At 52.6% G+C, this 12,674-nt stretch carries 10 protein-coding genes; all 10 read right to left on the bottom strand.

Going from position 1 to position 12,674, the window contains the following annotated elements; genetic code table 11:
• Positions 1–22 precede the first annotated feature (22 nt).
• The 10 genes from ACE3MQ_RS11855 to ACE3MQ_RS11810 all read right to left on the bottom strand — a co-directional run bounded on the left by ACE3MQ_RS11855 (position 23) and on the right by ACE3MQ_RS11810 (position 12,672).
• Positions 23–883, bottom strand: a complete 861-nt coding sequence (locus ACE3MQ_RS11855; RefSeq protein WP_379392817.1) for a MurR/RpiR family transcriptional regulator — start codon at positions 881–883, stop codon at positions 23–25.
• 103 nt (positions 884–986) lie between these two features.
• On the bottom strand, positions 987–1,640 hold the full coding sequence (locus ACE3MQ_RS11850) for a hypothetical protein (RefSeq protein WP_379392816.1): 654 nt from the start codon (positions 1,638–1,640) through the stop codon (positions 987–989).
• A gap of 88 nt (positions 1,641–1,728) precedes the next feature.
• Positions 1,729–3,876: a hydantoinase/oxoprolinase family protein gene (locus tag ACE3MQ_RS11845; protein ID WP_379392815.1), complete on the bottom strand. Its 2,148-nt coding sequence runs from the start codon at positions 3,874–3,876 to the stop codon at positions 1,729–1,731.
• 63 nt (positions 3,877–3,939) lie between these two features.
• The gene (locus ACE3MQ_RS11840) at positions 3,940–5,232 is read right to left on the bottom strand and encodes a transporter permease (RefSeq protein ID WP_379392814.1); all 1,293 of its coding nucleotides are present in this window, start codon (positions 5,230–5,232) and stop codon (positions 3,940–3,942) included.
• Between the two features lie 50 nt (positions 5,233–5,282).
• A complete protein-coding gene (locus ACE3MQ_RS11835; protein ID WP_379392813.1) occupies positions 5,283–6,641 on the bottom strand; it encodes an FAD-dependent oxidoreductase in 1,359 nt (452 codons plus the stop codon).
• 212 nt (positions 6,642–6,853) lie between these two features.
• Positions 6,854–7,750 carry a peptide chain release factor N(5)-glutamine methyltransferase gene (gene prmC, locus ACE3MQ_RS11830; protein WP_379392812.1) on the bottom strand — a complete coding sequence of 299 codons (897 nt, stop codon included), beginning with the start codon at positions 7,748–7,750 and terminating at the stop codon, positions 6,854–6,856.
• A 4-nt stretch (positions 7,751–7,754) separates the two neighbouring features.
• A complete protein-coding gene (gene prfA, locus ACE3MQ_RS11825) occupies positions 7,755–8,822 on the bottom strand; it encodes a peptide chain release factor 1 (RefSeq protein WP_379392811.1) in 1,068 nt (355 codons plus the stop codon).
• Between the two features lie 185 nt (positions 8,823–9,007).
• Positions 9,008–9,823: a Cof-type HAD-IIB family hydrolase gene (locus ACE3MQ_RS11820; protein ID WP_379392810.1), complete on the bottom strand. Its 816-nt coding sequence runs from the start codon at positions 9,821–9,823 to the stop codon at positions 9,008–9,010.
• A gap of 9 nt (positions 9,824–9,832) precedes the next feature.
• The gene (locus ACE3MQ_RS11815) at positions 9,833–10,921 is read right to left on the bottom strand and encodes an ABC transporter ATP-binding protein (protein ID WP_379392809.1); all 1,089 of its coding nucleotides are present in this window, start codon (positions 10,919–10,921) and stop codon (positions 9,833–9,835) included.
• Positions 10,918–12,672: an ABC transporter permease gene (locus ACE3MQ_RS11810; protein ID WP_379392808.1), complete on the bottom strand. Its 1,755-nt coding sequence runs from the start codon at positions 12,670–12,672 to the stop codon at positions 10,918–10,920. The genes ACE3MQ_RS11815 and ACE3MQ_RS11810 overlap by 4 nt, the downstream gene beginning before the upstream one ends.
• Between the last annotated feature and the right edge of the window lie 2 nt (positions 12,673–12,674).

The raw sequence follows: 12,674 nt of genomic DNA, 5'->3' as shown, positions 1-12,674 counted from the left end.
CTACAAAGCGCCCTTTTTTGGACTAGAGAAAATAATTGGTAATGAATTGGCCTTGAGCCAATACCGCTTCACTATCCAGCTTCTTCTTCAAGTAGGACTTGTCGGAGGAAATGAAGACACTCATAATCAAATCCACGACGAACAAGAACGTGATATGGTTTGACATTAAAGCACTGTTATTCACGGATATTTTATCCGGGACAATAATATCGACATCTGCATTTTCCGTAATCGGTGAAGAATCATAGCAGGTTATTGCGATCGTCTTCACCTGATTCACCTGAGCCATCGAAACCGCGTCAACGATCTCATTTGTCGACCCCGAGCGCGAGAAAGCAATGACCACATCTTCGGAAGTGCACTGGGAGGCTGCTATCCGCATCGCTCTGCTATCACTGATCGCCTCGGACATGATGCCGATAATAGACAAGCGATTCTTTAGCGCAATAGCCGCCAAATAAGAGTCGAACAGCCCGAACATAAAGATCCTGCGTGCGTTCTTCAGAATATCCACCACGCGATTGAGCTGCTCCTCCGTAATAAGCGCCGAAGTATTTACGATCAGCTCATTATAATCAAGCGCGAGCGCGTCAATCGGATTGATCTCACGCCGCTCTTTCTTCTTCGCCTGCATTTCCCGGTAAAAAGAATCCTGGGCAAAGGCTATTTTGAAATCATTGAAGCCTTTAAAGCCCACCTTTTTACAGAAACGGTTAATACTCGTCTCCGACACGCCGATCTCATTGGCAATAGCCGTGATCGTATTGCGAGTAATGAACTCCGGATTATGAATGACAAAATTGGCAATCTGATTCTCTCCAAATGTCAGCTTTTGCGTTTGCGATACGATCTTTGCAATGACTGCCGGAACTTGTGAAGACATGCTACCTCCTCCTGATCTAACGATGGATAATGCTATCCGGTATCCCCGCTAGCATCCTTCATTATATCATACCGAGTAAGGTATTAAGAGTACCGAAAGTAAATTATAACCAACCCTGCCATTCTTCCATACTTCGCTGAAATTGTTCCAGCGGCATCGCCTGGGTCTTAATCAGGTATGCATAGTCCAGCAAATTCGGCAGGTAGGGAAGCCCGATCAATTCCTTGCAGAAAGCATGCGCCGCAATTTCGCTGCATTTTACGACACTGGATCGTTTCGTATAGAAGCCCAGCTTCAGAACCTCAATCGGCTCCAGCAATTCGTTGGTGAAACGCCCCGCCTTGTATTCGAGGTAATGATAAAATTCATGCGCCAAATGGATATCGATGAGCCGATCCATATCCGGGCTCTCCTCATACCCCAGGATGGTCTCCAGAGCCTGCTGCATTTCTGATAAGGAAGAGGAATATACGATGATTTCCGGGGGATTCTTTGCAAAGTCTATCTGGGCCCGAAAGGATACATGATGGAATTTGCCGGACTTGCCCGAAATTTCATACCTCAGCCCTTCACGCTGACACAACGTTCTTATTGAAGCGCCAGCGTAGTTCCCGGCCATTTGCTTTCCCCTGTCCAGTGAAGCCCTGACATAGTACGGAATTCTATCCTTAGGGATTTTATGAAACAAAGGATCCTGCGCAAGCTCCGCGCAAGCCAGCACCTCATCAGAAAGAGCGTCTATCGCTTCCTGCAGCATGGCTCCATCTCCTTCCTACTTGATACGCGATTCTACGATAAGCTTCCTATTGGACGCGGCAGGTTAGTACACGGCGGGCATAAGCCTCCTATTGGTACGCAACGACGATGAGTTCATCTCCCGCTGCCAGCATCTCGGTCTCGATCTCCAAGATGGACATCAGTTGCTCCTTCGTCTGCATCCCCGTTAAATCCAGCATCTTCTCTTTATAGAAAACAAATACCTTAGGCAGTGTCGCATTGGCATCGGAATAGATCGTATTATCGTCTAGGAAATGACTGAGTTCCCCTCCAAACTGGGATTTTGCGATTTTCGTAAAATGGACATTCCCTTTTTTGAAGCGTACGACACCCTCACGATCCAGCACGCTCGCATAGGTCGATCTCTTCTTCAGCAAGCCGAAAAATGATTTCTTCACGCTCTCGCTGCTGAAAAGGCTCCATCTTCCGGTTTGGGCGGCCAGCTTCGTGGATTCCAGCGGCTGGTCTACCGATTTGGCCGCAATGACGCGCATGTCCGCTTCAGCCATGGCATCCTGCCCTAAATCCTTGGAGCGGAGCTCCGTCGAGCCCGTTGCTACTGCACGCAGGATATTTTTCTGGCTATCAATTTCAATCGTAACCTCAACGGTATCTTCATTAGCTCCAGACTTGACGATCCGCTCTACAATATCGGCACGAATCCGTTTAATATCATCCTCCGTCGGATTGACGATGGTTCTCTCAAGCTGCTCCTTCACCATGGCCAAAGCTACACCGATTGTCGATATATACGGAGCATTGCTTGCGATTTTACATTTCATGTTCTCCCGCTCCGCCATGGCCGGAATGAGAACCGTCCCGCTCCCGCCCCCGCCGACCAGGGTTGTAAAGGAACGATCCAATTCATAATCCTCGATCATTTCATTGACCGTCTTCATCGTCTTGTCGATCGCGATATTCATCACCTGTCTTGCCGCTTCCTCGACCGTTAAGCCGACATGAGAGGCGAGCGCTTCCCAAGCCTTGATAGCCGCTTCCGTATTTCCCCGGGCATAGTCCCCCTCGGGAATGTATCCGAGAATATTTGCCGCTCCTGCCAGGGTATAAGAATATTCCTTCCCATTTTCGCATTCACAAATGATATATTCCTGCGGATCTCCCTCCCTGGGACTAAGGAATTTTACTTTAGGATTCACGATCTGATCACTAGGCGCAAACGACTCATATTCTTTGCCGGCAATATGGGCGCTTCGCGGCCCAACATCGGTAATCTTGCCGTCTACCACTTTGATCATGCTGCCCCCGGCGATTCCCAGGGTACGCACATCCAGCGATTGCAAATACGTGCGATGTCCGCCAACCTGGGCATTCTTGATCATGACCTTCCCGTTTTTGATCACGGAAATATCCACGCTTGTCCCGCCGACCTCAAAGAAAATCCCGTCCGAGATCTTCTCATACATCAAGGCTCCGGCAACGCCTGCCGCAAGGCCGGAAAGCATCGTAAGAATCGGCCGTTTCCGCACCTCATCAATACTCATCACACCACCATCGCAGCGCATAATCATCAGCTGGGATTGGATGCTCGCATTCTTGACGGATTTCTCGGTCATGTTGGCGGTTTCCATCATTTTCGGAATGAGGGAGGCGTTAACGACAGCGGTTCTGGTACGAGTCTTTAGTCCGTACAGCTGGGATATTTCATGGCCTCCGGTAGCATAAATCCCTTTCCTGTTCGCGATTTCGACGACGCGAAGCTCATTCGTCGGGTCATCCACGCTATATGCCTCGGAAGCGACAATAACCTCTGCCCCTTGCTTGGAGAGCTCATCGATCGCCGCAGCAATCTGCTCCTCCTTCAAGTCCTTGGAATCTAGATACGTATGATAAGTCTTTAAAAATTTTCCTGGGGCGAGCTCAATATCACCCGGGTTGGACTCCGAGCGAGCGCTGATCCCGTCCAGTCCCGAGCCCATGCCGATAATGCCTACCCTGGCTACATCACCCTCCAGCAGCGCATTCGTCGCCTGGGTCGTTCCATGGGCGATGAAGGCCACATCCTCCGGCAAAATGCCCCGGCTTTCCAAAATCTGATTCAAAATTTGAACGATCCCCTTCGCCACGCCGTCCTCGTCGTGGTGAGTGGTCGGAATTTTCATTTTCTCGATAACTTCAAACGTCTCATTGTCTATAACAGCAGCATCGGTAAACGTACCCCCGACATCGATCCCAACTCTAACCTTTCTTCTCTCCATATTCTCCTCCTGGAATGACGGGCGGAGCGCTGTAAGGCTCCCCGCCCGGGCTAATCTCTACAATTAGAAGACCATGAATGACCCGAAAATCATGGAAATGAGTACAGCAACCATCATCCAAGGCAGCGTCTTTTTCAATATTTCGTTAATATCACTCTTCGTAAAATCAGCAACCCAAACGTTGTGCGAGTTCGTCGGATCCGATACCGCCTGAACGTTACTTACGACACGCAGAGCCAGCATAGCCGCTACCGGGGTCATTCCCGCAGTGACGAACAGGGCGGCAATCCCGCTGCCGAGTCCCCATACATTCAGAGGCCCGCGATAAATCGCTAGAGGCGATAACAGGGTGAAGAAAATAATATACATCAACGGACTGCTTGGAAGCACGCTCTCAATCAGCGGCGAAATGAGCGATGCCACCTGAGGAGCCATAACCGAATTCAGCAAAATACCGATACCGATCATCAGGGCCATAGCTCCCGCCACATCTTGAATACCTTCTACAAGGGCACTGGAAAGCACATGAATAGGCCGTTTCGGCAAGGTCAACAGAATCGTTACAAGCGCTCCGATAATAACAGCCGGTACGATATCAATCTTGAACGCAAAGACGAGGATAACCGGAACGAGCGGGCTAATCAGGGCAAAGGCGGGAACCTTCTTGCCCTCCCCTCCGCCAGCGGTCGGCATCGCCCATGCTTTGCGGCCCTTGCCGTCTTTTTTGATATAGAAAACAATCATGGCCAAGGAGACGATAATTAATGGCAGTGCGGCAACGAGCGTGTAATCCGCAATCGTCTGAACAGAAAGACCAAGCACGTCTACATATACGGCCCAGTTCGATACGTTGAACAAGGCGCCTACTCCAACGGCTGAAATAACGACGATGGAGGCGACGAACTGGGATATTCCGGCGGTCAGCATAATTGGAATAACAATGGTACCAACCAGGATAACCATGCCCAGGCCACCCGCCGCCGAGAAAATAATAGAAGCAGTAACAAAGAACAGAATGGCAATCATGACTGGCTTATCCCCGGCAAGCTCTGCGGCTTTCCGGATAATCGATTTCGTAATGCCCACCTTATTGAGAATTTGCCCGAACCAGGCACCAAACACCAGACCCGCGATTGCCCCTGACAGTCGCATCGAGCCAGCGGATAAAATGGTCTTAGCGATTGAGGTTGCTTCCGGATCATTCGATATCCATGGAACCCCGGCAATCACCGCGAACAGAATCGCCATGGCCGGCAAAGCTAGAATCGTCGGAAGCTTCCTTGTCATCATTAGCCCTACGAATACTAGGAAGACGACTAGAATTCCAATAGCTTGAAACCACATCAAAGATGTCACTGTAATTTCCCCTCTCGAATTAGATGCATCTCACTAAAATTTCCACTTTTTTAAATCTCCAGATAGGCTCCTTGCTCTTTCAGCACGGTCTGTACTTTCTTGATGTCTACATCCTGAACCGGTATCCCCTGCTTAGCCGCCATCGCTGCAGCTACGCCTCCAGCATGGCCAATCGCTCCCGTGGTAGGTGTTGTTCTCATCGCGGCTTGAGCTTCAAATGTTGCCGAAATACACCGACCAATGACAATGAGGTTCTTGACCGACTCCGTAATCATGCAGGAATACGGTATGCTGTACATGCCGCCCCATTCCAGCTTCTGATGCTTCGTTCCTTCTCCGTCCGGACTATGGATATCGATCGGGTATCCCGAATGGGCGATCGTGTCCTCAAATTTCCGCTGCTCCAGAAGATCCTCCGCTGTCAGTGTATATACTCCTTTAATCTGTCTCGATCCCCTTACGCCGATAGACGGCCCCGTCGATTCTACGACAGCATTTTCGAAGCCAGGAACATATTTATGTAAAAATAACTCCAGTTCCCGACACTGCTTGCGGCCTTCCATCTCCGCCTTGCTTAAGCTGTATGCATCCGTCGCGTCATGGCCTAGAATCCGGGTCGTATTCATAATCACCTCGCCTGGATTGTTCGTCTCAAAGAATAAAATATTCTCACGCGGAATCGAGATTTCTCCCTTCGCCTTCGCCTCTTTGAACAGACTGTCGAAGCCGCCTACCGACAAACGCGGTGATTTCTCAATGATCGAGGTATCGCCGTTATATAGCGGGAAATCCTCGGGATGCTCATGGATATATTGCTTCACTCGCGGAATATCCACGTTGTACATCTTCATCTTTAGCGTCATCGGCTGTGTAGCCCCATCAGACTCCCGGCCGATTGTATACTGGGCTCCTGCTCCGGCGGATAAATCACCGTCTCCCGTAGCATCGATAAATACACTGGCGCGAATTTCGCTAAGTCCTGATTTATTGCATACCGTAATGCCAGTAATTTGTCCGTCTTCCGTTTTCACTCCGGCTAGCATTGTATGATATAGAATTTCCCCGCCGTTTTCGACCACCATCAATTCCAGCTCATGCTTCATAGCCTCTGCATCAAATGGCGTAACGGAATACGTAAAGCCTACTGTATCAAAAATATGGCCTGGCGATTTACCCAGCTTCTGAAGGCGCTCAATGAGCTGATTCGTAAACCCTTGAATCGCCAGCTTCTCGCCCGCATGAAACGTCATCATCGGCCCTACCCCGTTTGCGGTAAGCGTTCCGCCCAAGAAGCCATGCGATTCAATGATCAATGTCCTCGCACCTGTACTGGAAGCAGCTATCGCCGCCATGGCGCCTGAAATGCCGCCGCCCATGACAACCACATCAAATTGTTGTGTATTTTCCATTCCCAAACTCCTCTCCCCTGATAAGAATTATTCACTTCCTAATCCTAGGCTAACAAAAAAAACGATGCCTGTAAATGCTTTCAGGAAAATAATTTTCTAAATTTCCGGATTTATAGTAAATCATTTTCAAACAAAAAAATCCTCGTCCGGTTTCAACAGGCTTCACACCCGTTATTCCGTCCGAGGAACTTACTCTCTCCACGTTACCCTATTTATCTTAAAAGAGCCGCGATACCTAACACATGCCGATCAATCCCCGCCAAATCCGGGATCGTGACAATTTCCTGCCAATGTCCCGCTGCGCGCAGCAGGTCGGCGACTTCGGCGGCCTGGCCCATGCCGAGCTCAAAGCCGATCAAGCGGGGCGGCTGCGGGAGCAGCGATAGCTGCGCCATCATTTCGCGGTATGGCGCCAGCCCGTCCGGGCCTCCGTCGAGCGCGGTGCGCGGCTCATAGTCGCGCACCTCCGGCTGGAGGCCCGCGATGACATCCGCCGGAATGTACGGCGGATTGGACACCACGATGTCCAGCGGCTCGCCCGCAAACGGCTCAAGCAGGTTCCCCTGCTTGAACGCCACGTCCAGGCCGAGCCGCCGGACATTGCCCTGCGCCACCGCCAGCGCGTCCGGCGAGATGTCGCTCGCCGCCACGCGCCAGCCCGGGCGCAGGTGCTTCAGGGCAGCGGCAATCGCGCCGCTGCCGGTGCCGATGTCGGCGGCGTACAGCGCGCCGACCGAGAGGCGATCGGCGTGCTGCACGATCGCCTCCACGAGCAGCTCCGTCTCCGGGCGGGGAATCAGTACAGCTGGCGTGACCTGCAAGGTCAAGCCGTAGAACTCCTGCTCCCCGATGATGTACTGCGCCGGCTCGCCCGCCGCTTTGCGGCGGATCACTTCCTCCCACGCCTCCTTCTTCTCGCGCGGGAACGGATCGCGCAGCGCCGCCAAATAAGCGGCGCCCTCCAGGCCGAGCACATGCCTCATCAGCAACTCGGCATTGGAATCCGGCTCCTGCACGCCCGCCGCCGCTAAAAAAGAAGAAGCCTCTCTGCGGGCTTCCGAAATATTGTGCTTATCAGATAGGGTATAGCTTACGCCGTCTCTGTTCAAAGCGTTATTCTCCTTTATCCATCAATTCGGCCTGCTCCGCCAAGGTCAGCGCGGACACAAACTCTTCGATGTCCCCGTTCATGACTTGATCCAGCTTGTGAATCGTCAAGCCAATCCGGTGATCTGTCACCCGGCTCTGCGGAAAATTGTACGTCCGAATCCGCTCACTGCGGTCGCCCGTACCTACCTTGCTCTTCCGTTCACCGGCGTACTTCGCCTCTTCCTCTTGACGCATCATATCGGAAATCCGGGCGCGGAGCACCTGCAATGCCTTCTCCTTATTGGAGTTCTGCGACTTGCCGTCCTGGCACGTAGCCACGATCCCCGTTGGGATATGCGTTACCCGTACCGCGGATTTCGTCGTGTTGACGGACTGCCCGCCAGCGCCGCTGGAGCAGAACGTATCGACGCGAATGTCTTTGTCGAGAATCTCGACATCGACCTCCTCAGCCTCCGGCATCACCGCAACCGTTGAGGTGGAGGTATGAATCCGTCCGCCCGACTCTGTCGCAGGAATACGCTGTACGCGGTGCGCGCCGCTCTCGTACTTCATCTTGCTGTATGCGCCGCGGCCGTTGATCATGAAGATAACCTCTTTGAAGCCGCCGAGGTCGCTCTCGTTGACATCCATGATCTCTACCTTCCAGCCGTGGTTATCGGCAAAGCGCGTATACATGCGGTACAAGTCGGCCGCAAACAAAGCCGCCTCGTCCCCGCCCGCTGCACCGCGGATTTCCACAATGACGTTCTTGTCATCGTTCGGATCTTTAGGCAGCAGCAAGATGCGGATCGTCTCCTCCAGCTCCTGCTGGCGAGCAGACAGCTCCTCGATTTCCATCTTGACCATTTCGCGCATTTCATCGTCCAGCTTCTCGGCCTGCATCGCTTTAGCCGCCTCTAGCTCTTCGATGACTTTCTTATATTCGGTATAAGCCTCATAAGCAGGCTGCAAGTCCGATTGTTCCTTGGAATAATCCCTTAGTTTCTTCGTGTCATTCGCCACATCCGGATCGCAAAGCAATTCGCTTAATTTCTCATAGCGATCAGCCAGGGATTGAAGTCGATCTAACAAGGGAAGCCACCTCTCTTTACATGGAAGTTTCCTGAAAATAGCCGTCCCTCAACGTTCAGCACATTAAGAGCAAACGACTGTTTATTATACCATAACTTCCGACTTCTGAACAGCCCTCCAGATCGCCCCATGCTCTGCCCTTTTATTCTCTTGCTCTTTGTTCCCAATCCGAATTGAATTTCTGCTTACGGCAGCAGCCCGACCATGCGAAGCCCGGAAGCAATCCCGTGCCGGTCTACATCGGCGGTCACATACCTGGCAATTTGCTTCACGCAGTCCGGCGCATTTCCCATCGCAATGCCGTGGCCCACATATTGCAGCATTTCCATATCGTTCAGATTATCGCCAAAGGCATAGGCCTCCTCCGGCTCAAAGCCCATTCTGCGGATCAGTTGAGCGATCCCGCCCGCTTTCGAGCCTCCGCCCGGCAGCACATCCAGCGAGAAGGGATGCCAGCGGACGAAGTCCAATCCCGTAAACCGCTCACGGTATTGCAGCTCCTCCGGCTCCTCGCAAAACAGCATCGTCTGATAAATCGGACGTCCCCGGTAATATTCGGGATCGCATTCGGGATGCTCATATTCCAAAGATGCAATGCACTGCTCTACATAGGAGTGATGCATCATGCTGCTCCGCATCGAATCTTCATCCAAATAGACCAGCGGGTGGCCGCTGGACGCTGCGAACAGGGAGAGCTCGCCCAGTTCCTCTTCTTGAAACGGGTTCGTGTAAATTCGCTCTCCTCTCATTACAACATACTGGCCGTTAAAGCCGACGTAGGAGTCAATCCGCAGCTCCTCGGCTACCCGTTGCAGCATAAAGGGCGAACGGCCCGTCGCCAGCGCCACTTCATGCCCAAGCTCCTGCAATCTGTGCACAGCCTCCTTGGCCGAAACAGGCAGCCGCTTGCGATAATCCAACAGTGTCCCGTCAATATCGAAAAATATAATCTTTTTGCTATGAGTCTTAAATGTACGACTCTCCGCCACATGCAATGTCATCCGTATCTCTCACCACCCAGATATGGCCTGAGACACGGCATCCAAAGAAGCTGTATTCGTGGCCACGGCGGGAATATGAAGGGATACCTGGTCATGGAGCTTAAAGGCCGCTGGTGAGACCACTTCCCACTGCTGTCCGGCGGCACGAACATCATAATTGAATTCTTTCCCCTGAAACTGCACGTTTACGATCTCGCCGTACAGTCCGCCGGCTTGCACCGGCTCAAGCTGAAATTGGTCGGGCCGTACGGGATAGAGGCCCTGCGATTTAAAGCACTCCGCCACATTCTCCCCCGGCCAGTACGTAGAAGCATCCGCGCCGAGCGGCGTAAAGCGGTTATGGCTCCAGCTCCCCTGGATTAAATTCGCCTTGGATACGAACCGGGCGACGAATTCGGTTTCCGGGCGCAAATAAATTTCCTGCGGCGTGCCGACCTGCTCGATCTGGCCGTCCTTCATGACGACGATCCGGTCAGCCATGGACAGGGCCTCTCCCTGATCATGCGTTACGTATACGATGGCGGAGCCGGTCTCGCGGTGCACGGACTGAATTTCCCGCCGCATGTCCATTCGCAGCATCGCATCCAGACTGCTCAGCGGTTCGTCCATGAGCAGCAGCGTCGGCTCGGGAGCAATCGCCCGGGCAATAGCTACGCGCTGTTTTTGGCCGCCAGACAGCTCATGAGGCATCCGCTTCGCCAGCTTATCCAAGCCGACCAGCCGAAGCACCTCGTTAATCCGCTCGTCCTCCCGTTCGCGAATCGCTCTCGGCGTCTCTTTATGCGTGCGAATTGGAAACCGGACATGCTCATAAATATTCATATGCGGCCATAAGGCAAAGTTCTGGAACACCATGCCGATCCGTCTTTTTTCCGGAGGGACACTCGATTTGGAGGTGGCTACAACGGTACCATTGATGGCAATTCCTCCCGAGCTTGGCTGCTCAAAGCCCGCCAGCATGCGCAGCAGGGTCGTTTTGCCGCAGCCGGAGGGACCCAGGATGGCTACAAACTCGCCGTCGGCAATGTTTAAATCGATGGATTTTAAAGCCTGAAAGCTTCCGAACGTCTTGCTCACCTGTTTCAGTTGGATGGTCATGACTGCACCCCTTTTCGTAAAGTAAATTTCTGAAGAAGCCCCAGCAATCCGGCGCCCGCAAAAATCAGGAATACGATCAGGCTGGATAGAGCCGTGGAATACAGCGTATTTCCGGCTTGTTCAAATCCGAAAATGGTCACCCCGATCGTTTGTGAACCGGAGGAATAGAGCAGAGCGGATACCGTTAACTCGGTCAGCGCAGTCAAAAAGACGAGCAGCGCTCCGCTAAGCAGTCCCGGCAGCAGCATAGGCAGCAGGATTTTCCGCCAGCGCCGCCAGACTCCCGCTCCCGAGATGCGGGCCGCTTCTTCCATGGAGGCATCGACCTGTGTAAAGGCAGTCACTCCCGCCCGGATCTGCAGGACGAGAAAACGGCAAACATAGGCGATAAATAAAATCGTCGTCGTTCCATAGATGCCCGGATTCCAACCGGGAATCGGCTCCATCCACACCAGAATCATGGATAAGGCGAAAACGATGCCCGGCAGCGTATAAGGCACAGAGATGGCCAGCTCGGCCAGCCGATTTATTTTCGAAGGTCTGCGCACCCGGAAATAGGCAAACAAGGTACCGATGACCAGACAGACGATCAGCGTCGTGAAGGAGAGCATGAGGCTGTTTTGGATCGACTTCCAGGTGGACGGATTATCCAGCAGAATATATCGATAGTTGTCTAGCGTCAGATTGCCAAATCCCTTGCCTCCATAAGATTTTTTGAGCGAAAGAGAGACCATCGCCACTAGCGGAATGATCGTTATAAAGATCAGACTGCCCCACAGCAGCGGACTGACCCAATAACGATGCTTGCCGAGCGCATAACGCGGTTCTTCATCGGCCCGCAGGGCTTCCGCCTGCTTGCTCCTCCGGACGGAGAACCACTGCAGAATTGTCCCTACGACGGCAATCAAGCCTAAAATTACGGACAAAGAGGCGCCCCGCCCAAAGGCGGAAGGGCCAAAACCAATAATTTCCTCGTAGATAAGCGTGCTGAGTACGCTGATGTTGACCGGCGTCCCAAGAAAAGCAGGAATACCGAAATTATCAAGGGAGGCGAGGAAGACAAGCAGTCCCCCCGCCGTTACGCCCGGCAATGCCAGAGGCAATGTGATTCGGACGAAGATCTTCCATCTTCCCGCTCCCCCCGTGCTCGCCGCCCATTCTAGATCGCGCGGTATTTTTTTAAGCACGTTGACCGTAAACAAATACACGAGCGGAAAATGATGAATGCCCATGACAAAAATAATGCCGCCCACGCTGTACATGCTCCAGGGCTTAGCCCCTGGGTGAAACCACTGCAGCAGGCTCGCCATCCACCCCTGGGGGCTCATAAAGGATGACCAGGATAAGGTGAGCACATAGGAGGGCAGCACGAAGCAGAGAAGCATCAGCAGATGCAGCAGTCTTTTATGGGACAGGTCGGTGTAAGCCATCAGCCAAGCCGCTGTCACGCCTAGAACGACGGACAATAACGTTGAACCGATGACGATCACAAACGTATGCTTCATCGTTCGCCAGAAGCGCTCCTGCTGCAGCAGCTCGGAATAATAATTTAGGGACAAGCCCTGCTCCCCTTGCACACTAAGCAAAATAAGCTTGATGATCGGCAGTACAAAGAAGAAGAAGGTTGCGACGATCCCCAGGGCAATACCTATTTTATGACTTGCCGAGGAAGCACTAGGAAGGGAAAAGGGAAAGCCCCTGTTCCCCTTCTTGGCCCTCAGCTCCACGCCGGGAGTATTGATGTCCGTCATAA

Origin of the sequence: Paenibacillus lentus (assembly GCF_042714055.1) — a bacterium.
Lineage (GTDB): Bacteria > Bacillota > Bacilli > Paenibacillales > Paenibacillaceae > Fontibacillus > Fontibacillus lentus_A.
This window is presented reverse-complemented; position numbering and strand designations above follow the sequence as displayed.